Here is a 20,253-nt window from a genome sequence, read left to right as displayed (position 1 = left end):
CAATCAGGAGTGGTTGCAACCGCAAGCGGTCGTAGAGGAATGGGAGGTGCCCGGCACCGGATCATGCCCGCCCGGATGCCACGGATGGCAGCGGCACACGCGGCGCAACGCCAGCCAGCTGCCGCGCGCGGCGCCGTGGACGTCCAGCGCTTCCAGCGCATAGTTCGAACAGCTCGGATAAAACCGGCAGCTCGGCGTCATCATCGGGCTGATCGCCAGTTGATAAAAGCGCAATAGGAAGCGGAGCACGGTTTTCATGGCGACCTATGTGGCGGCGGCGACGCCGAAGGCAAGGCCGGCCGCGCCGACTGTTTTGCCTGCGCGGCAAACAGACGTGCCAATTCCACCCGCAAGGCCGCTTTCAGCTTTGCAGTGGTGGCAGGGCCATCTTTGCTGTTGACCGGTCTGGCCAGGCGCACCACGCAATCGATGGCGGGCAGGCCGCTGACGCGGAACAGTTCGCGCGTGACGCGCTTGATCGTATTGCGGGTGACGGCGCGCGGCGCAAAGCGCTTGGCCACCACGACGCCCAGCCGCGCATGCGGCAGTTGGTTCAGACGGGTGTACAGCACGAAGTGCGCGCTTTTTTGGCTAGGGCGCAAACGAAAAACGGATGAAAATTCATCCGTTTTAACGATACGCCGAGCGCGCGCGAAGTCGTGTGAACCTTCGCCTGTCGAGCCGCTGTTTACGCAGCTGTCCACGCGATCAGCTAACAAGTGACTAGCTTATACAGCCAGACGCTTGCGGCCTTTGGCGCGGCGTGCGTTCAGCACTTGACGGCCACCACGGGTAGCCATACGTGCACGGAAGCCGTGGGTACGCTTACGGCGTACAACGGAAGGTTGGTAAGTACGTTTCATGTTGGTCTCGCTTAAAGCAGAAAAAAATGCAAAATCGGGTCAGACGGCCCGTCAGTTTTTGGTGCCAATGACACTTCGCGCACCCATGCCAACGCTATCCGGCACAAGCTGGGTCCATCTCATCGCCCGCTAAATCCTCGCTACTCCATATTGATATCCATGTGAAGAAACAAGGAATACGGGCGGGGAACCCTGAATTATCAGCATTTCGGCCCCGCTTGTCAACAACTGGCTGCCGCCTCCGGCCACCCCGGCGGCGGCCGAACTGCGAAAAAATCCTGCCGTGCCTGTGGATAACTAAGCCGAGCGAGAGTAGAATAGCGCGTTACGTGTGAAAAACTTCAAAGTTGCCCACACCCTTATACAGTAAGAATACACAAAAGATTCATGGAAAATTTCTGGCAGACCTGCTCCGCCCAGCTGGAGCTGGAGCTGACGCCGCAACAATTCAGCGCCTGGATTAAGCCGCTTATCCCCCTCGATTACGAGGCGGGCAAGCTGCGCATGGCCGCGCCCAACCGCTTCAAGCTGGATTGGGTCAAGACCCAGTTCGCCAGCCGCATCACCGCACTGGCCTGCCAGTACTGGGAGCAGCCGACCGAAGTGCAGTTTGTGCTCGACCCGCGCCTGTCCGCGCCGAAAAAACCAGCCACCACCACCGCGCCCGTGCCCGATCCGAACGGCGGCGCGCCGAGCAACAATGCGCGCATGGCCGATTCCGTGCCGTCGGTGCCGGAAATGCCGGCCTCGGCCGCGCCGCGCCGCGAGCAGAGCCGCATCAACACGGACCTGACGTTTGACAGCTTCGTGACCGGTAAGGCCAACCAGCTGGCGCGCGCCGCTGCGATCCAGGTCGCCAACAACCCGGGCGTGTCGTACAACCCGCTGTTCTTCTACGGCGGCGTGGGCCTGGGTAAGACCCACTTGATCCACGCGATCGGCAACCAGGTGATGGCCGACCAGCCAGGCGCACGCATCCGCTACATCCACGCCGAGCAGTATGTGCGCGACGTGGTGACCGCCTACCAGCGCAAGGGCTTCGACGACTTCAAGCATTACTACCACTCGCTGGACATGCTGCTCATCGATGATATTCAATTCTTCGGTGGCAAAAGCCGCACGCAGGAAGAATTCTTCTATGCGTTTGAAGCGCTGATCGCTGCCAAGAAGCAGATCATCATTACCTCGGACACCTATCCGAAAGAGATCACCGGCATGGATGACCGCCTGATCTCGCGCTTTGACTCCGGCCTGACGGTGGCGATCGAGCCGCCCGAGCTGGAAATGCGCGTGGCGATCCTGCTCAAGAAAGCCAAGCAGGAAGGTGTGACCTTCTCCGACGACGTCGCCTTCTTCGTCGCCAAGCACCTGCGCTCCAACGTGCGCGAGCTGGAAGGCGCGCTGCGCAAGATCCTGGCGTACTCGCGTTTCCACGGCAAAGACATCACGATCGACATCGTCAAGGAAGCGCTGAAAGACCTGCTGTCGGTGCAGAACCGCCAGATTTCAGTGGAAAACATCCAGAAAACCGTGGCCGACTTCTTCAACATCAAGGTGGCCGACATGTATTCCAAGCGCCGCCCGGCCAATATCGCCCGCCCGCGCCAGATCGCCATGTACCTGGCCAAGGAACTGACGCAGAAGTCGCTGCCGGAAATCGGCGAGCTGTTCGGCGGCCGCGACCACACGACCGTGCTGCACGCGGTCCGCAAGATCGCGCTGGACCGCACCAAAAATCCGGAATGCAACCACGAATTGCACGTCCTGGAACAGACCCTGAAGGGCTAGCCGGAGGGCATGGTTTACCTTATGATTCAGGCAAACCTGCCACGGCAACCAGCATTCAACACGCATCAAAAACATCGTTAATTTTTACTGAGGATAATCTATGCAATTGGTCAAAACCACCCGAGATACGCTACTCCGGCCACTGCAGATCGTGAGCGGTATTGTCGAGCGTCGGCACACTATGCCGATTCTGGCCAATATCCTCATCCGCAAAGAGGGCGAAGGCGTATCCTTCCTGTCGACCGACACCGAAGTGCAGATCACCACCAAGGCCGACATCGGCTCTGGCCCGGAAGTGACCGGCACCACCGTGGCCGCGCGCAAGCTGCTGGACATCCTGCGCGCGCTGCCGGAAACCGGCGACGTCACGATCACGCTGCAGAACAAGCGCCTGGCCGTACAGTCGGGCAAATCGCGCTTTGCGCTGCAGACCCTGGCCGCGGAAGAATTCCCGACCGTGCAGCAGGCCGACAGCTACAGCGCCTCCGTCACGCTGCCACAGAAAACCCTGAAGCACCTGTTCAACATGGTGCACTTCTCGATGGCCCAGCAGGACATCCGCTACTACCTGAACGGCCTGCTGCTGGTACTGGACGGTAACAACGTGATTGCCGTGGCCACCGACGGCCACCGCCTGGCGTTCTGCCAGGTCGAGACCGAACAGTCGTTCGCGCGCCAGGAAGTCATCATCCCGCGCAAGACCATCATCGAACTGCAGCGCCTGCTGGAAGAAAACGACGAGACCGTGCAGCTGGACATTGCCGCCAACCAGGTCAAGCTGACCTTTGCCGACATCGAGCTGATCTCGAAACTGGTGGAAGGCAAGTTCCCCGACTACACGCGCGTGATCCCGAAGGGCTACAAGAACGAATTCACGATCGGCCGCGACGAGCTGCTGCGTTCGCTGCAACGCGCGGCCATCATGACCAGCGATAAATTCAAGGGCGTGCGCTGCATCATCACCCCGGGCAGCATGAAAATCAGCTCCACCAACGCCGACCAGGAAGAGGCCGTGGAAGAGCTGGAAATCGACTACGGCGGCGACAGCGTCGACATCGGCTTCAACGTCACCTACCTGCTGGACGTGCTGAACAACCTCAAGTGCGACCAGGTCAACGTGGCGCTGGGCGACTCCAACTCGTCGGCCCTGATCTCCATTCCGGACAATGCCGACTTCAAGTACGTCGTCATGCCGATGCGTATTTAATCAGCGGTACCAGTACCTTAGTAATCGATATTAGAGAAAGCAGCACATGTCCGCCATCCCAGAAGAGAACGCAGCACCCGTGGTAAAAAACGAAGAATACGGCGCCTCCTCGATTCAAATTCTTGAAGGCCTGGAAGCCGTCCGCAAACGTCCCGGCATGTACATCGGCGACACCTCGGACGGCACCGGCCTGCACCACCTGGTGTTTGAAGTGCTGGACAACTCGATTGACGAAGCACTGGCTGGCCACTGCTCGGAAATCCACGTCACCATCCACTCGGACAACTCGATCTCGATTACCGACAACGGCCGCGGCATTCCGGTCGGCCTGAAAATGGACGACAAGCACGAGCCGAAACGCTCGGCGGCCGAAATCGTGCTGACCGAGCTGCACGCCGGCGGCAAGTTCGACCAGAACGCCTACAAGGTTTCGGGCGGCCTGCACGGCGTCGGCGTGTCCTGCGTGAATGCACTGTCCAAGCTGCTGCGCGTGACCATCCGCCGCGACGGCAAGGTGCACCAGATGGAATTCGTGCGCGGTGTGGCGCAGAACCGTGAAATTGAAATGCGCGACGGCGTGGCCGTGTCGCCGATCAAGGTCATCGGCGAAACCGACAAGCGCGGCACCGACGTCCACTTCTGGGCCGACGAAGACATCTTCACCCACGTCGAGTTCCACTACGAAATCCTGGCCAAGCGCATCCGCGAACTGTCGTTCCTGAATAACGGCGTCAACATCAAGCTGACCGACCAGCGCACCGGCAAGGAAGAGCTGTTCGCGTTTGAAGGCGGCACCCGCGGCTTCGTCGAATACATCAACAAAGCCAAGACCGTGCTGCACCCGACCGTGTTCCAGGCCACCGGCGAGCGCCAGTCCGACCAGAACACCACGATTACCGTGGACGTCTCCATGCAATGGAACGACGCCTACAACGAACAGGTGCTGTGCTTCACCAACAACATCCCGCAGCGCGACGGCGGCACCCACCTGACCGGCCTGCGCGCGGCGATGACGCGCGTGATCAACAAATACATCGACGAGAACGACTTCGCCAAGAAAGCCAAAGTCGAAATCTCCGGCGACGACATGCGCGAAGGCCTGACCTGCGTGCTGTCCGTCAAAGTGCCGGAGCCGAAGTTCTCCTCCCAGACCAAGGACAAGCTGGTGTCGTCCGAAGTGCGCGGCCCGGTCGAAGAGATCGTTGCCAAGACGCTGTCCGACTACCTGCAGGAAAAACCCAACGACGCCAAAATCATTTGCGGCAAGATCGTTGAAGCAGCGCGCGCGCGCGAAGCGGCCCGCAAGGCGCGCGACCTGACCCGCCGCAAAGGCGTGATGGACGGCCTGGGCCTGTCCTCCAAACTGGCCGACTGCCAGGAACGCGACCCGGCGCTGTGCGAACTGTACATCGTCGAGGGTGACTCCGCAGGCGGCTCGGCCAAGCAGGGCCGCGACCGTAAATTCCAGGCCATCCTGCCGCTGCGCGGCAAGGTGCTGAACGTGGAAAAGGCGCGCTTTGAAAAAATGCTGTCGTCGGAACAGATCACCACGCTGATCGCCACGCTGGGCACCTCGATCGGCCCGGACGAATTCAACGTCGAGAAGCTGCGCTACCACCGCATCATCATCATGACCGATGCGGACGTCGACGGCGCCCACATCCGCACCCTGCTGCTGACCCTGTTCTACCGCCAGATGCCGGAACTGGTAGAGCGCGGCCACATCTACATCGCCCAGCCGCCGCTGTACAAGGTCAAGGCCGGCCGCGACGAGCGCTACCTGAAAGACGATGCGGAAGAAGCCACCTACATGATGAATGTGGCGCTCAACACCGCCGTGCTGACCCCGCGCGAAGGCGCCGACCCGATCATGGGCGAAGCGCTGAGCGAGCTGGTGCGCCAGTTCAACCTGTCCAACGTCATCATGACGCGCCTGACCCGCGTGATCGACCGCGCCGCGCTGACCGCCATCATGACCGGCGTCACGCTGGACATGAGCACGCTCGAAGCGTCGGAAGCCTCGGCCCGCGCGCTGGAAGAAAACATCAACGACATCGCCGTCAAAGTGACCGTGCGTTCGGACGAGCTCAACGAAAAGCACCAGCTGTGGATCGAGCGCATGCACCACGGTAACGTCAAAGTCAGCTCGATCGACGCCGACTTCGTCGAAAGCGCCGACTACCGCGTGCTGGCCGAAGCGGCCGCCACCTTCACCGGCCTGATCGGCCCAGGCGCCTTCGTGCGCCGCGGCGAAGGGGAGCGCACCAAGGAATCCGCCGTGATCGACTTCCACCAGGCCATGCAGTGGCTGCGTGACGAATCGGAACGCGTGGTCTCCAAGCAGCGCTACAAAGGACTGGGCGAGATGAACCCGGAACAGCTGTGGGAAACCACCATGGACCCGACCGTGCGCCGCCTGCTCAAAGTGCAGATCGAAGACGCGATCGCCGCCGACCAGATCTTCACTACGCTGATGGGCGATGACGTTGAACCACGCCGTGCGTTCATCGAGAACAATGCGCTGCGTGCAGGGAATATCGACGTCTAATTAGCGTTATTCTAAAATCTAAAAAGCTGCGGATCGAAAAGTTCGCAGCTTTTTTTATTTCTTTGATTCGCAGGTAGGTCACTGCTTCTATGTGAGAATAAACCCTGTATTGTGTTGTAGTTGGCATCTCATTTGATCATTATCGCTGAGTTTTTACATTTATAATTTTTATGAATTTTCATCTCTTTATTTTTTTTCTGATTGGCCCATCAAACCAATATGAGTGTCGAAATATTTTTCGTAATGGCTGATTAAGTAAATCCATAGATAATACCCCTCAGCCATTCTGATCGTCATATATATTGACAACGGAATTGTTAGAATTGCCAAAAAATACATAACAACAACATTACCGGAAACATTAGTCAGCAATCTTTGAATAGGATAAACTAGAAAGAGAAATGGGAAGATTTTTTTAAAATTTGTTTTTGTTGAAGAATTTTCCTTGATTTTTGAATATATATTATAGTTTTTTATTTCATCAAGATTAATATAAAAAAAAGAGTCTTTAATTTTTATTTTATCTTTTATATAGATAGAATATTTTTCCACTCTCTTCATTTTTATAATATTGAAAATAAATATAAAAATTAAAAAAATCGCATAAGAAAAAGATATGTAAAATTTAAATAAAAAATCATATTTTGAAATAAAAATTGAGAAAAAAAATGGTATTAAAGTAGTTGTGAAGATTGGCAAAACTCCAAACAATCCAATAATTAGAACAAAATTTTTCAATCTTTTTGTTTCTTTAAAAAAAATCCCCAACAGAAATAAAATCACTCCCAATACAGGAGTGATCAAAAGAAGATAATTAACTAAAAATTTAGAAATTTCATTTATTTCGAGAACTACCCAAATATTCATCAAAGAAAATGTGTTGAACATAAAAAAAACTGGAGCACATCTCTTCCATGGATTAGTTTCCGATGATGAATTAAAGATCATTATAAAACTCCCCCATTTATAAATGCTTGAGTAACAGCACTTGAATAACCTTCATAGTCTTTTTTTAATTTATTTTCTAATTTACTTGAAGACTCTTTCATTGCTTTCAGTGCTTTTTCAGTTACGCCAAATTTTTTATCAAGAAAATCTACATTCCATCCTACCAAAACTGTAATAGCTACAGTTCCGATTATTATTGCGATTAATGGAGCTCCGCCAAGAAAAGTTAAGGCCATCCATATTAAAGAGGAAGAAATCACAGAATTAACTACATTTTTAGAAATGTCTATGCCGATTTTAGTAAACAAATCAGAAATATCTTGCTTTGGTTTACCTGTTACAGGGTCACGTTGTTCATAATCTTCAGTCCATTCAGCTATATCTAGCGTTATAGTAAACAATAAGGCAGCTAGACCGCCTCTTCGGAAGTTACCTTTAGCGGCAGTCCAACTCGCATGCCTTAGTCCATTGGCAGTCCCGGCGCCGTAAGAAAATGCTAGAACTTTCGTATTTATTACGCCATAGCGGCTAGCCTTAAGAAGGCGTCTTACACGTGTAGACCCTGTCAAAATTACATACATCTTTCTACCAGAATTTTTATGTTCTATACTCTTTAAAATTATTTTGTCTTTCCAAAGTTCTTTCATCCAATGTACGTTATCGCTTGCATATCCAGACTGCGCGACGACCTGATTCATGATCCAATTTCTGGTTAATACTCCTCCGGAAGTAACAATTTCTTTTTCTCCTCCTTTTTTAAAAATGTCAGCAATTTCGTGAGGAACATCTTTTTCAGAAACATTGATTTCAACTATTTGAAGAAAGCTTTCTGCTTCGCAATCGTTATAAGTGGGAGTCGTAATACTTCCATCTAATTGCATCACAGAAAAAGGTTTTTCAACAAAGAATTGATCACTTTTTATAATGATACTTATTGGTGCCGGTTTAAATGTAGGATCCAAACTTTCTATAATAGGATCCAACTGAGAAATACTATATGCGCCGAGTTGTTTTTTTGATTCAAAGAGAAGAATTTTTCCTTTAAAGTTTCTTCCTATTTGTAAATGCAAGATTTCCCCATCTTGAAAAAATATTTCTTCTCTCGGGTGTATCAATTTCTTGGTTCTAGTGTCATACATATCACTCATTTCTGCTCTAACAGAATATGATTTTCCGTTGAAAAGGTGAATGTCAAAAATGACATCCCTGGATTTTCTGAGAATAACTTGTATTTTTTCTGCATCGCCAATCCAACACTGAATAGGTTGCCCTGGTAAGTCAATTGGCACCACTAGCGTTTTTGATTGTTTTTTAGATAAATTATTCGAATGTGATGAAGATGAATCTTTTCTGATATTAGTGGACATCTTTAACTCCTTATAAAATATGAGGAATCAACTACGACGTAACGGTTGGAAGATAGTGAAGCCCCCTTGAGGCAAGTCTTTTAATAAACAAGTCCCATTAATGACTCTTGCATTATGTTGAGAATCTCCAATATGAAAAATAAGAGATATAGGCTCATCTTTAGGCGATTTCCCGTCTGCATCAATAAACTCGATTTGTATTTTTCTTTTTACTTCACAGACTGAAGCTGAAAATTCAGGAAACGCAGCACGCATAGTTTGCCCTTCGGAAAATTTAAACCTTGCTCCATGATGGATGATGTCTCCAGTGGTTCCAATATTTATACCTTGGCCAATTTTTATAAATGAACCATCTTCGGCAATCAAAACAATTTCCTTAGCAAAGCCTATTAACTTACCCTCGCTGGCCGTAAAAATTATATTTTTTGCAGCATTTATTAACGCATCTCCATTCTGACTTTGCATTAATAGCTGCCCGCGGTGAGCGATAGCGCTTAAGCCATCATTTTGAGCAAACAACGACATACCACCTCCTGCATTAATCACCACCTTTTGCGCTGCGCTCATCTGCATATGTTGATGTGCTAACAACTCCAAATTTGTTCCTGCATACATGACATTGGCTTTAGGAGTTGCAAAACTAATGCCCTTAGGAGCCGTGACCGCAATGGCAGCATCTTTATGCATCGACCCGTCTGGGCTATCTTCGGCATCCCACTTATAAAATACGTCACTAAAAGCTTGCAGTTCCGTCAAATTAGTAGGAAGTGCTTGGTAATCTTCTGCATATTTCCCAAGTGAACGTGCAAGCTCAGTGCACTGATCAAGCATGCTAAGAAAATCGTCTCGAGCCAATTGCTTATCCGTGTTATTGATTCGCGCCCAAGCACTCAATAACAATCCTTTAGCGCTTCTTATTGCTATTGCCTCGTCAGTGACGAGCTCCACTCCTTGACCTCTTAACTCAACTTGTCCATCCCTTTTTAGAGTAGTTAAAAATCCCAAATTAAGCTCGCTACGCCCATGATCGCTAGCCAGTTGTGCATTAATCTGCCCGTTAGTGTCATCAAAGCGCAACTGATTACTACGAACACCTTGAATTTCGCGGCTTTTAAGTCCAGACAAATATCGATCATCTGGCAAACCTCTCTCACCAATAAGCGAAGCAGGTTGAGCATTTTGGTTATAAAGCTGCCCGACAATTACAGGCTTATCAGGATCGCCGCCAAGGAAGTTGATTAAGACTTCTGTACCAACTCGCGGCAAACCGAGCGTTCCGCATTGCTGAAATGCGCCTGGACCATTGCCTGCCCAGTTGGAGGCGACGCGTACCCAGGCGGAATCCGCGTCAGTGTCTGAAGCGCCAGCGCCGGCGGCTTCTTCGTGATCTGTAGGGCGGGTACCGGGGAAGCGAATTTTTACGCGGCCGAGTTGGTCGCAATGGACTTCCTCTCCTTCTGGGCCGACAACGATGGCGCTTTGCATTTGGGCTTGGGGCACATCGATACGTGCGTTGTACGCTGGGACGATGGTTACGCTGCGGCGTACTGCTGTGAACTGGAGTTGCATGCGCATGGGGCCAGTCGCGGCTTTATGGTGTATGCCACACAGTGCTTGCAGATCCGGCGCTCCTTGCATCCAGCGGTTGCGGTCGAATAGCTGTTCTACGCGAGAAGCCAACGCTTGGGGGAGGTTATTCTGTGCGGTCACCTGCAAAGCCGTGACGACGAAGTCGCGGTCTTCAAGCGCATGCAGATCTATTTCGGGATGCTCGGCCAGCGTGAAATACTCTCCTGCACACAAGTCGCGTACGCTGCCTTCTCCGTGAAAGCACTTCGACTCGTAGTCATGCCGGTTCATACGCAACTGGCCCAGGCGGCACAGGTCTTCGTTATCATCGCCGACATGGGGCGGCAAGACTTGATAGTCATCCAGGTTGGCGGCTAGATCATTGCCGCTGCCGCCTTGGTCGACACTGCTGCTGGCCGCTGTCATCATGAAATCACGGCCTTGCGGATTGAGGTAGTCCCAGCTGTGCTGCGTCACCATGCCTGGCTGTAAGCGACGCGCGGCACTCCAGGAGGTGATCGTGTCGCGCTCTTCGGTGGCGCTGTCGCGATGGTAGCGTATGGTTCCGGCCGCGTTCTGGCGCAGACTGTCGGCGCTATTGAATAGCACCAGTGTATGTCCAGCCCCATCCGCGCGTATGTACCAGGCAATGCCACGCCGCTTCAGCAGACGGCGAATGAATGCCGCATCGGATTCATTGTGCTGCATGGTGAATTCCCGCTGGGGATAAATGCGCTGGCTGAAGATCTCGTCCACTTCGTGATTGAAGCAGGTGCCGAGAACCGCGCTTTTCTGCCGCCATTCGTTCAGAATGCGCTGGACAATTTCCACCTCGTTCATATTGCGGAACACGCGCGTGTTGATGCGTTTTTCCAATATGGCCAGCGCGTCGCGCAGCACCAGTTGATAGCTGGCCAAGCCGCCATCGCTATCGCCGGAACTGGCTTCGGTGACGATGCCGCAAACACTACGCAGGTCACCGCGGTCCGTCACAAATTCCAGCGTCGCCGGCACTGCGATCATTTGCTTCAACGGAAGGTGAACGCTGGAGGATACGCACAGCACGCGATATTCAATACCACCGCACACCGCTTCCGAGCCGAATACCCGCTGTGGCAGCAGCATGTCTTCGTTCGATCCACCCGACAGTTCCAGGCGCAATCGCAATGGGCGGTTGCTGGTGACCAGTTCTTTGGCCATCGACATGAAACCGAAAAAATCGCTATCGCTTTCCATCGTCGCTCCTTAGCTATGCAGCAGATACATCAACTCATCATGATCCTCTGTCGCTTGCCGCCCCAGTAAAAGTGCATTCACGCCTAGCCTGCTAGTTGCATCTAAATACACGCCTTGCATGTCCTGCGCCTGCTGTATCAAATGCACTTCCCACGTCAAGCTTGCGCCGCAATGCAGTTTCAACATCGCCGCCAGATGGTATGCACTCGTGCGGCCCGGTAAAAAACGTTCGTAGTGCTGTTTGTCCAACGGACCGATACGCAGGCGCACACGCGCATCGCAGCCATACGTTCGCGCTCCAAGCATGACGCCATCGTCCAGGTTCACATGTGCTCGTCCTAACTGCGCCTGATCGGCCTGCGGAAACTCGTACCACTCTCCAATCAACGGCTCCACTACAACCGGCACGCCAAAATATTCTGAATACATCCCTGCTATTTGTGGCGCACAGACGCATCTGCTACGTATCTGCATTGCGTAACATGCCAGCGTCTCGCGATCGATGGGATCGCCGTCGCCATGCGTACCGGCCAGCGCAGTGAGCATGGCGAGAAATTCCCCCTCGGCGCAATCCATACGCTCTCGTGCCCAGGCCCGATAAAACATTTCCACCGGCCGATGCGACAGCACATCAAGAAAGGCGCGCGGGCCACCGTCATGTCCATCGCGCTCATGCCGGCCTATGCGCTCTGAATAATGCAGTGGCAGTACGCCCTGGCTTCCAAGCATGCCAATGAACGCTGGCGTAACACGTATGCCGCGATCATCGCTACTTACGTTCTCGATCTGATTGGGCGGAAAACTCATCGCCAGCCGGTTACGGAACCGGACACTTTCCGGCCGCCATTGATCGAGCAGACTTACTGCCTGAAAGAATTCGAACCGCTGTGGCGCAGCCAGAAGCTCGCCAATTACGCCAGCGTCAGCGCGCCGTTGCGAGGTGGGCATCGCAGCAACTCCTTTCCGCTGACATGAGAGAACAGCACCAGCCGCGTAAAACTATTCAAGTGGACATGTAGTGCAAAAAAGTGATCCAGCATCTGGGCAAATCCATAGATACCCACGCCTGTATAAGCCTCTTCATCCAACGAAATTTGCACTTCAACCCCGCGCAGATAGGCGTTGCCCTGCCCCTGCCGTATCCACGCCGACACGGGACGATGAGACAGCGCCGTCACACCGTCGATCATGCGCTGCGATACCAGGTTGTCCTGTTGCGCATAGAGCCGTAGCGTGGATGTCAACGCCGGTAATCCTTCCTGAGTCAACGAACGGTGATTCAATGCCAGATGCGCCACCAGTCCCCATTGGCGATGCCCGTCATCAGCCAGGCGGTATGAAAGGGACGGCCGGCGCAACATGCGGATGGGGAAGCTGCCAATGGCACTATCGGTACTCAAGTCGCCGTTCGCGCGGCCGTATTCCAGGCCATGTGGCAGATTCCGGTTCGTACACGTCAGACGTACGGATGCCGTGCCAATTTCTTCCTGCGTCGGCGAAAGGTCGCGGTCTACCAGCGTGAGCGTGTATTCATGACCAGCGGCCATCAATTCTTCCCGATGCAGCAGCCAATAGTGGCCTTTACGGCTGTCCGCCTCGCCGTGACGCAGAGAATAGTAAGGAAAGAATTCCGTCACCGAGCTTCCCTTCTCAGATTTGCGCACCGTGTGCACTGAATCGACGCTGTAGATTTCGCATGCCTTGCCTGGCATTTCATCTGCCATTAAAGGATAGCTACTATGTGCTCGGGTAATACGGATGGGGGTTGCCGGTTGTGGAAACAGATTTACGACGGGCGTGCAGCCCAGGAGCAGGTTGTCTGAAGAGAGATGCCGCAGAATGTGCGCGAGTGGCATATCGGGCCGTATATCGCGCAGAATAAGACGCAAATTCAATTGCGTGCAGCCACCAGGGCATACCGCCAACAAGGCAGCTAAGTTGATATCGACAAAATCAAACTTCTCAGAAAAAGCGAAGTACTCGCTCAGCAGCCGGTAGGCGGCATGCTCGGAAGGGGCGGCTGGCAACAACGTTTCGTCCGTGGCAAAGCCGACAGGGGACAAGGGCAGCCTCTCCAGCATGGACCATTGCCCATCCGCTTCCACACAAGCGCAGGCCGTATGCATAAAGAATGCATCGCGCAAAGCCGCACTCAGCGTGGCATCGCCATCGATATAAGCTCGCAGCGTCGTCAACTCCAGCATTGACAGATCACGCATCGACGCAGTGCCGGCAATCCGGATGTGGATTGCAGCACCTGCATCTGGCGGTAGAGCAAGCGCAGGAGGGGTTTGCGGATAGGGTTCAAAATGTACGGCACTAATCTGTATCGGTGCCACCACGACGTCATAAACCGTACGAAAGCGGCAGATTACTGCCCCTTGCCCCAGTGCCTTCAACGCTGCGCCACGTGGCAGCACACTGGTCGTAGTAATCTGGTTGGCCCGGGCGCTGCTGTAGTCCACGCGGGCAATTGAACAGGAAGGCATAGGCCGCAGGTAATGCGGATATAACATGCCGAGCAAGGCGTCGGTGAAGCGCGAGTAGCCATCGTCCAGCAGCTTGGCCACGCGGGCGTTGAGGAAGGCTGATGCCTGTATCAAGCGCTCCACATGCGGATCGGGACAGGTTTCGCTGCGGAGTTGCAGACTCCCGGCGAGCTTGGGATAGCGGCCCGCAAACTCGGCGCCAGCGCGCCGCAGCAGGCTTAACTCGCGTTCGTAATATGGAAGCAATCTTTCCATCGTAGCATCCCGGAAAACTGTGCAGCCAGGCAAGCTGCGCAAGTTTCCGATGATGTCACGATGGTTTGCTCAGTTATTGACGGAACGCAACTAGCGCGTGATGCGGTCCCAGCCCTCTTTGACCGCCTCCTTGAACTTATCCCAGCTCGACTGCGGCTGCTTGCTTTCCCACGTGGCGCGCAGCTCGGGCTCGACGTCGTTCCACTCCCTGTCTTTGTAGCCAGGGTTGCCGGCCATCGACTCGCCATAACGGTAGGCGGGGTCGTATTCCTGGTAGGTGCCGCCGGTGTAGGTTTTCTCCCAGTGCGAACGGAAGTGGCCGTCCTCGGCCTCTTCGTTGCCCTTCAGGATATCCAGGCTCGCTTGCGCGACGCGGTCATCGCGCGGATAGATACGCATGCCGCTGCGCTGCACGGTGTTCTGGATGTCAGACACGGCTTCCTTGGCGGCTGGTGGCACAGCCTGCAGTTCGCCGCGCTGCAGCGAGCCTGGCGTGGCCACCTGTTCGGCGCGCGCAAACACCACCGCGTCTTCGCGCGGGCGGATGCCGTGCTGCTCGGGCGCGCTCTGCTGCGCACCGATGCCGGTTTGCAGCGTGCTGGCGCCGCTGTGCAGCACTTCCGCGCCCCAGCCGCTGGCACGCCACATGGTTTCGTGCTCGTCAATGTCGATCGGGCTGAAGTCTTCGATGATGTCGGCCGCGCGTTCGGCTGCTTCCAGCGTTTGGGTGTCCAGCGCCAGCACGGTGTGGCCGCGGTTCAGCGCTTCGGCGTAGACGTGGCGGTCGGCGTGTTCGCGGCCCACCAGGTCGCTGAACATACGGCGCACATTGCCGAGGATCGATTCGTCGTCGTTGATGCGCGCGGTGCCGGCCACGCTGCCGGAATCGTGGATGGCGATGCTGTCGGCGTCATAGCCGTTGTGCACCAGTTCGTCCCGTGCCAGATTGGCCTCGGCCCGGGTTTCAAAGACAGCTGCCAGAGTGTGGGTCATGATGGTCTCCTGGTTGACGACAGATGGGTTCGAGTATCGGTTTCAGTCTACGGTTTACGCGTGCAGACTAGCGCCCGTTTGCCGACTGGAAATTCATGCATCAATTCATGCATCGACCAGCGCCTGTTTCAGCGCCTGATTGAAGGCCGGGATGTCGTCCGGCTTGCGGCTGGTGATGAGCTTGCCGTCCACCACCACTTCCTCGTCGCGCCATTCGGCGCCGGCGTTGCGCAGGTCCACCTGCAGGCTGGGCCAGCTAGTGATCTGCTTGCCTTTGACAAGATCGGCGTCGATGAGCGTCCACGGGCCGTGGCAGATGGCGGCGATCGGCTTGTTCTCGCGGCCGAATTCGCGGATGAAGGTGATGGCTTCCGGGTGCAGCCGCAGCTGGTCGGGATTGGCCACGCCGCCCGGCAATACCAGCGCGTCGAAGTCGGCCGGGCGGGCGTCGCGCACGTCCATTTCAACGATGAAGCGGGTGCTGGGCTGCAGATGCTGGAAGCCTTGCACATGCTCGCCGCGGGTCTTGGGCGAGACCAGCGTCACGCGCGCGCCTTCCTGTTCCAGAAAGCGGCGCGGTTCGCTGTATTCGACCTGCTCAACGCCGTCGGTCATCAGCACGGCGACGCGTTTGTCCTGTAGAGCTTTGCTCATGGTGTCTGCTCCCAAACATGGTTGGATGAGGACACAGGGTGCCACAGGCGCGGGCGGTTGCCTGTGCGTGGGCCAACATAGGCGGGCTATAATGGCCGCATGCACTTTTCCCTCCGTTATCTGCCGCTCGCTTTCTGCACGCTAGGCGCCTGCGCGCTGGCGGCGCCCGGCGAACTGGTGATGCTGGCGCCGCTGGACCAGGCGATGCCGATTGTGCGCTTTCAGAACGGCGCCATCAGCGGCGGCATCGTCAAGGATGTGGGCGACCTGCTGGCGCTGCGCCTGGGGCGGCGCCCGGTCTATATCACGGCGGATTCGCCCGAGGTCACGCCGGCACTCAGCAGCGGCCGCGCGGACGCCATGTGCTATGTGATGCCGTTCTGGATCGATGGCGACTACAACTGGAGCGTGCCGCTGCTGCCGGATGCGGAAATGGTGGCCGCACGCAGTGACATGCCGCACCTGCGTTCACTCAAGGACCTCAAGGACAAGCCGGTCGGTACGGTGATCCACTACCGCTATCCGCGCGTCGAGCAGGTGCTGGGCAAGCGCTTCCGGCGCGTCGATGCGGGCAGCATGGAGAAGAACATCCAGCAGATGGTGGCCGGCAAGCTGCCGTACACCATGATGAGCGAAGCCACGCTGAACTATCTGCACCGCACACGCACCGCGCTCAATGTGCGCGCGGACCTGGTGTTTTCGGCCTACAAGGCGCACTGCGCGTTTTCACAGAAATCCACCGTGCCGTTCGAGGACGCCACCAAGGCCATCGATGCGCTCATCAAGGATGGCAGCATCGATCAGATCATGGCGCGCTACCGCTAGCGCCAAAGCCGGGGCGATCAGGTGTATGGCGTATAGCTGAAGCCATTGCCGATGATCTGCGCCAGGTTGGTGTGGTTTTCTGCGCTCTCGCTAAAGGCGATCAGGACGTCGGTACGGCTGGTGCCATCGTGCAGGACGTTGAGCCAGTGCGTATTGCCGGCCGGCTCGGGGTCGCGGTGCAGCACGTTCCTGTACAGCAGCTTGACGAAATCCGCATCGCTGGGCGCCGCGCCATAGGTGGTGATGAACTCCTGGCTGCCGATGAACTGGCTGGCCACATCGTGCAAGCTCGTGCCCTTGTCCATGAGTGCGATCCAGTGGCCCAGGCCGGCCGAATCCGGCGTACGGTTGAAAGCGCCCTGGTACAGGCGGTAGACCTGGCCGGCGACGCCGTCAATGTCCAGCGCATAGGCGCTATCCTTGAACAACAGGCGCTCGACGTTGAGCAGCGTATCGCCATTGCTGCCAAACGCGGCGTAGTCACGCACCGAGAGCGTGCCATCGGTATTGCGCGCGATGTAGTAGTTGTACAGGGTTTTTTCGTAAAACACGGTGTCGGTGCCGGCACCGCCATCCAACGTCCTCCCGCCCCCGCTGCCGAGCAGGAAATCATCGCCAGCGGTACCGGTGCCGACCGGCTGGGTCACGGTGAACGAGATGGTCTGCGCGGCGGCCTGGTTGCCGGCCAGGTCCAGCACGCTGCCTTGGGGCAGGTTGAGGGTATAGGTCATGCCTGGCGTCAGATAGGCATGCGGGTCAAAGGTCAGCGTATGGCCGACAACGCTGACTTGCGCCGCACCGCTGTTGCCCGCCACCACCACGCCATTGCTGTCGGTCAGTGTCAGACCTTTGCCCGTCATCACGGTTTCATCGAAGCTGAGCTTGATGATGGACGCAACGCTGGCGCCAGTGCTGCCGGCCGCGATATTGCTGGACAGGAGCTGGGGGCCGGTCGTGTCGAGATTGGTCTGCACTTCCTGCACGGTGTAGCTGCCGATATTGTCGGCAGCACCGCTGCCGCGCACTTCCAGATAGTAGTCCCCAGTGCTGCTGGCCACGTATTGCACGCGTGGATCGCTGCCAGTAGCGCCGCCAGGAATCCGGCCATAAGCAATCGTGCCGCCGCGCTCATCCAGCAGCGACAGACCGGCCTGACGGATGTCCAGCGTGCCGCCACCACTCTGCGCACCTTGCAAATCGAACACGTAGGTACGGCCGGCATCCAGGTGCACCTTGATCCAGTCACGGTCATCGCGCACGCCGATCACGCCTTGCAGTGGCATGCCGTGGCTGATGCGCCCCGTGGTGCTGGTACTGGCGGAGAAATCATCGATGCCAACTGCATTGGCCGCCAGCGTGTAGCCGCCGGTGAAGCCGTTGTACACCGTCGAGGCCACGCTGACATAGTAGTCGCCCGCCTTGCTGGCTTCGAACAGCTGGATGGTTTTTTTGCCTTCCTGGATGGTCCGCACCGGATAATAGCTCGAAGTCCCATCTGAAATGCCGACATCGGCGTAACTGCCAAAATAGCTGGGCGCTTTGTCTACCGTGAGTTCCACCGCATAGGTCATGCCGGCCACTGCCGTAAACTTGAACACATCGATGTCGTTCTTCAGCTCTATCTGGCCGGTAACCGGCACACTGGTCGGTATCGTGGCGGCATGGGCGCGGTCGTTACCATAGTCGTCGACTTTGCCGAGCTGGGCGCGGACAGTATAGGTGCCGGTGGCGCCCGCCGAGCCCACTTCAACGAAATAGGTCCCCGCAGCCGCCGCCTTGAAGGCGATCACGCCGGCTGTCCCATCGTAGGAATATGGTGCGGTAGCCGCCACATTGCCCTTGCCGTCCAGCAGACGGAATTGCGTATTGGAATAGCCATTGCCCAGCGTACCGCCGCCCTCCTTGGCGCCGTCCAGCGAGAACCAGTAATAGTCGCCGGCATTGAGCGAGACCGCAAACCAGTCGCGGTCGCCACCGCCGTCGTTCAGCTCGCCCTTGGCGAAGGCGCCCACCATCAGGCGGCCGGCAGTGCCGGCGCTGGCACCGTAGTCATCTGCGGCCAGACTGGCAGTCAGCGTGTAGTTGATGCCGCTGCTGTTGACGGAATACGAGGACTCCGACACGTAGTAAGTGCCGTCCTTGTCCGGCGTGTACGTCAGGTACTGCTTGCTGGAACTGGGAGTTGCCACCGTCCTGCTGTCATCAAGCAGCGCAAAATTGAGTGATGTGCTGTCTCCGCTGGTGTCAAAGCGGTAGGTGACGCCAGCTTTGAGGTCGATCTTGAACATGTCGACATCGCGCGCCGTCTGCACCACGCCAGTCACCGGCGTGTCCAGCTGCAATGCGCCGGCGGTGGCGCGGGTCCCGCCGAAATCGTCGCCCTCGCCATACGAGGCCGTCAGTATGTAAGCAGGCCGGCCGGTCACGGAGGCGCTCACATTGACGCTGTAGACGCCGCTGCTCTCGGCCAGGTAGCGCAAGGTGATGCTGCCGTCCGCGGCGACGTTGCTGCCCGCATAGACGTTACTGCCGCGGGCGTCGCTGACCTGCAGCGAGGTGGTGTAGTTGCTGAGGGCACCGCTTTGACTGCGCAAAGTCAGCGTATAGGTCTGGCCCGCTTCCAGGCTGATCTGGAAGCGGTCGCTGTCGCCGTAGTAGTCCACCGTGCCATAGGCCTGCGAGCCGGGCGTCAGCTGGCCGGCGCTCGAGTTGTCGCTCGAGTAATCATCGGTGACCACTTGCATGGTCTGCGTGTAGGCGCCGATCCGGGAACTGGCGGAAACCGCCAGGTAGTAGTCGCCGGTCTTGCTGGCGATGAACGGCGACTGCGTGACATAAGCCTGGGTGAACCCGTCCGCGTCCATGACCTGGCGGTTGGTGGTGCTGGGCAGTTCTGCCGCACCGGTCGAAGAGAAGTTGATGATCTGCCCGACTTCCGCATGGAATTTGAACCAGTCGACATCATCCGCGCGCTCAAACGTCGCGGCGGTGGCGACGCCGTTTTCAAGCTGGCCCGTGGTGTTACGGTTGGCACTGTAATCATCGGCCACCGGCAGGCTGGCCTTCAGTGTATAGCTGCCGAGATTGCTATAGCCGCCATTGACGCTGACAAAGAAGTCACCGCTGCGCTGTGCAGTGAACTGCAAGGCAGCGCCATCGCTGGTGGCGTAAGTGCCGTAGGGAGCGCCCGGCGCGCCATAGCCCGTGCCGTCCGCCACGCCGAGAGACACATTCGCCAGGCTGGCCAGGCTGCCATCGCCGGTCGGTGCGCCGGTGACCGAGAACAAATAAGTGACACCGGCCTTCAATGAAATCTTGAACCAGTCCGAGTCGTAATTGATGTCAATACTGCCAGTGCTACTGTCGCCCACGCTCAGGCGGCCAGTGGTCTTGATGTCAGAGCTATAGTCGTCGGCCATGATTAATTCACAAGTAAAATATTCTTTACCTATTTTAACAATATTTCCCCTCAATAAACCTCTCTAATAATCACCGTGCTGCGCTGCAGGCC

15 protein-coding genes are annotated in these 20,253 nt (G+C 56.1%); 4 read left to right on the top strand and 11 right to left on the bottom strand.

Features of this window, described 5'->3' with window-relative positions; all coding sequences use genetic code 11:
* Positions 1 to 3: 3 nt before the first annotated feature.
* Genes yidD through rpmH form a run of 3 tightly spaced genes read right to left on the bottom strand, consistent with a single transcriptional unit; the run spans position 4 to position 863 of the window.
* Entirely contained in the window at positions 4 to 258 is a 255-nt protein-coding gene (yidD, locus tag BUA36_RS08880) for a membrane protein insertion efficiency factor YidD (protein ID WP_072783579.1), read from the bottom strand.
* A complete protein-coding gene (rnpA, locus tag BUA36_RS08875; RefSeq protein WP_072783577.1) occupies positions 255 to 704 on the bottom strand; it encodes a ribonuclease P protein component in 450 nt (149 codons plus the stop codon). The genes yidD and rnpA overlap by 4 nt, the downstream gene beginning before the upstream one ends.
* Before the next feature lie 24 nt (positions 705 to 728).
* Complete coding sequence (gene rpmH, locus BUA36_RS08870) at positions 729 to 863, bottom strand: 50S ribosomal protein L34 (RefSeq protein ID WP_040378179.1); 135 nt, start codon at positions 861 to 863, stop codon at positions 729 to 731.
* 387 nt (positions 864 to 1,250) lie between these two features.
* Here rpmH and dnaA point away from each other — a divergent pair, with 387 nt between their 5' ends.
* From dnaA to gyrB, 3 genes are all read left to right on the top strand, one after another.
* Positions 1,251 to 2,651 (top strand): chromosomal replication initiator protein DnaA, encoded by a 1,401-nt coding sequence (gene dnaA / locus BUA36_RS08865; RefSeq protein WP_072783575.1) that lies wholly within the window; start codon positions 1,251 to 1,253, stop codon positions 2,649 to 2,651.
* Between the two features lie 100 nt (positions 2,652 to 2,751).
* Entirely contained in the window at positions 2,752 to 3,858 is a 1,107-nt protein-coding gene (gene dnaN / locus BUA36_RS08860; RefSeq protein WP_072783573.1) for a DNA polymerase III subunit beta, read from the top strand.
* A gap of 46 nt (positions 3,859 to 3,904) precedes the next feature.
* Positions 3,905 to 6,406: a DNA topoisomerase (ATP-hydrolyzing) subunit B gene (gene gyrB, locus BUA36_RS08855; RefSeq protein WP_072783571.1), complete on the top strand. Its 2,502-nt coding sequence runs from the start codon at positions 3,905 to 3,907 to the stop codon at positions 6,404 to 6,406.
* A 186-nt stretch (positions 6,407 to 6,592) separates the two neighbouring features.
* On the opposite strand, the gene BUA36_RS08850 is transcribed toward gyrB, so the two are convergent.
* The 7 genes from BUA36_RS08850 to BUA36_RS08825 all read right to left on the bottom strand — a co-directional run bounded on the left by BUA36_RS08850 (position 6,593) and on the right by BUA36_RS08825 (position 15,917).
* On the bottom strand, positions 6,593 to 7,354 hold the full coding sequence (locus BUA36_RS08850; RefSeq protein ID WP_139260430.1) for a hypothetical protein: 762 nt from the start codon (positions 7,352 to 7,354) through the stop codon (positions 6,593 to 6,595).
* Positions 7,354 to 8,721, bottom strand: a complete 1,368-nt coding sequence (locus tag BUA36_RS30220) for a hypothetical protein (protein WP_139260428.1) — start codon at positions 8,719 to 8,721, stop codon at positions 7,354 to 7,356. Before BUA36_RS30220 ends, BUA36_RS08850 begins: the two co-directional genes overlap by 1 nt.
* Positions 8,722 to 8,748: 27 nt before the next feature.
* Positions 8,749 to 11,526 (bottom strand): type VI secretion system Vgr family protein, encoded by a 2,778-nt coding sequence (locus tag BUA36_RS08845; RefSeq protein WP_072783567.1) that lies wholly within the window; start codon positions 11,524 to 11,526, stop codon positions 8,749 to 8,751.
* Between the two features lie 9 nt (positions 11,527 to 11,535).
* Positions 11,536 to 12,474, bottom strand: coding sequence for a type VI secretion system baseplate subunit TssG (gene tssG / locus BUA36_RS08840; protein ID WP_072783565.1), 939 nt, complete (start codon positions 12,472 to 12,474; stop codon positions 11,536 to 11,538).
* Positions 12,438 to 14,270, bottom strand: a complete 1,833-nt coding sequence (gene tssF / locus BUA36_RS08835; protein ID WP_072783562.1) for a type VI secretion system baseplate subunit TssF — start codon at positions 14,268 to 14,270, stop codon at positions 12,438 to 12,440. The genes tssG and tssF overlap by 37 nt, the downstream gene beginning before the upstream one ends.
* A 90-nt stretch (positions 14,271 to 14,360) precedes the next feature.
* A complete protein-coding gene (locus BUA36_RS08830; RefSeq protein WP_072783560.1) occupies positions 14,361 to 15,263 on the bottom strand; it encodes a hypothetical protein in 903 nt (300 codons plus the stop codon).
* Positions 15,264 to 15,368: 105 nt separating this feature from the next.
* Positions 15,369 to 15,917 carry a type 1 glutamine amidotransferase domain-containing protein gene (locus BUA36_RS08825; protein ID WP_072783557.1) on the bottom strand — a complete coding sequence of 183 codons (549 nt, stop codon included), beginning with the start codon at positions 15,915 to 15,917 and terminating at the stop codon, positions 15,369 to 15,371.
* A 99-nt stretch (positions 15,918 to 16,016) separates the two neighbouring features.
* Here BUA36_RS08825 and BUA36_RS08820 point away from each other — a divergent pair, with 99 nt between their 5' ends.
* The gene (locus BUA36_RS08820) at positions 16,017 to 16,742 is read left to right on the top strand and encodes a substrate-binding periplasmic protein (RefSeq protein ID WP_072783555.1); all 726 of its coding nucleotides are present in this window, start codon (positions 16,017 to 16,019) and stop codon (positions 16,740 to 16,742) included.
* Positions 16,743 to 16,759: 17 nt separating this feature from the next.
* Here the strand turns inward: BUA36_RS08820 and BUA36_RS08815 are convergent, their stop codons facing one another.
* Complete coding sequence (locus BUA36_RS08815; RefSeq protein ID WP_072783553.1) at positions 16,760 to 20,161, bottom strand: DUF4214 domain-containing protein; 3,402 nt, start codon at positions 20,159 to 20,161, stop codon at positions 16,760 to 16,762.
* Between the last annotated feature and the right edge of the window lie 92 nt (positions 20,162 to 20,253).

This window comes from Duganella sacchari, from assembly GCF_900143065.1.
In the GTDB taxonomy this organism is placed as follows: domain Bacteria; phylum Pseudomonadota; class Gammaproteobacteria; order Burkholderiales; family Burkholderiaceae_D; genus Rugamonas; species Rugamonas sacchari.
The sequence above is the reverse complement of the archived record's forward strand: the minus strand, read 5'-3'. Positions and strand labels throughout refer to the sequence as shown.

Coding starts and splice junctions, on each gene's coding strand:
- yidD (WP_072783579.1), bottom strand. CDS start 258: ATGAAAACCGTGCTCCGCTTCCTATTGCGCTTTTATCAACTGGCGATC.
- rpmH (WP_040378179.1), bottom strand. CDS start 863: ATGAAACGTACTTACCAACCTTCCGTTGTACGCCGTAAGCGTACCCAC.
- dnaA (WP_072783575.1), top strand. CDS start 1,251: ATGGAAAATTTCTGGCAGACCTGCTCCGCCCAGCTGGAGCTGGAGCTG.
- dnaN (WP_072783573.1), top strand. CDS start 2,752: ATGCAATTGGTCAAAACCACCCGAGATACGCTACTCCGGCCACTGCAG.
- gyrB (WP_072783571.1), top strand. CDS start 3,905: ATGTCCGCCATCCCAGAAGAGAACGCAGCACCCGTGGTAAAAAACGAA.
- BUA36_RS08850 (WP_139260430.1), bottom strand. CDS start 7,354: ATGATCTTTAATTCATCATCGGAAACTAATCCATGGAAGAGATGTGCT.
- BUA36_RS30220 (WP_139260428.1), bottom strand. CDS start 8,721: ATGTCCACTAATATCAGAAAAGATTCATCTTCATCACATTCGAATAAT.
- BUA36_RS08845 (WP_072783567.1), bottom strand. CDS start 11,526: ATGGAAAGCGATAGCGATTTTTTCGGTTTCATGTCGATGGCCAAAGAA.
- tssG (WP_072783565.1), bottom strand. CDS start 12,474: ATGCCCACCTCGCAACGGCGCGCTGACGCTGGCGTAATTGGCGAGCTT.
- tssF (WP_072783562.1), bottom strand. CDS start 14,270: ATGGAAAGATTGCTTCCATATTACGAACGCGAGTTAAGCCTGCTGCGG.
- BUA36_RS08830 (WP_072783560.1), bottom strand. CDS start 15,263: ATGACCCACACTCTGGCAGCTGTCTTTGAAACCCGGGCCGAGGCCAAT.
- BUA36_RS08825 (WP_072783557.1), bottom strand. CDS start 15,917: ATGAGCAAAGCTCTACAGGACAAACGCGTCGCCGTGCTGATGACCGAC.
- BUA36_RS08820 (WP_072783555.1), top strand. CDS start 16,017: ATGCACTTTTCCCTCCGTTATCTGCCGCTCGCTTTCTGCACGCTAGGC.
- BUA36_RS08815 (WP_072783553.1), bottom strand. CDS start 20,161: ATGGCCGACGACTATAGCTCTGACATCAAGACCACTGGCCGCCTGAGC.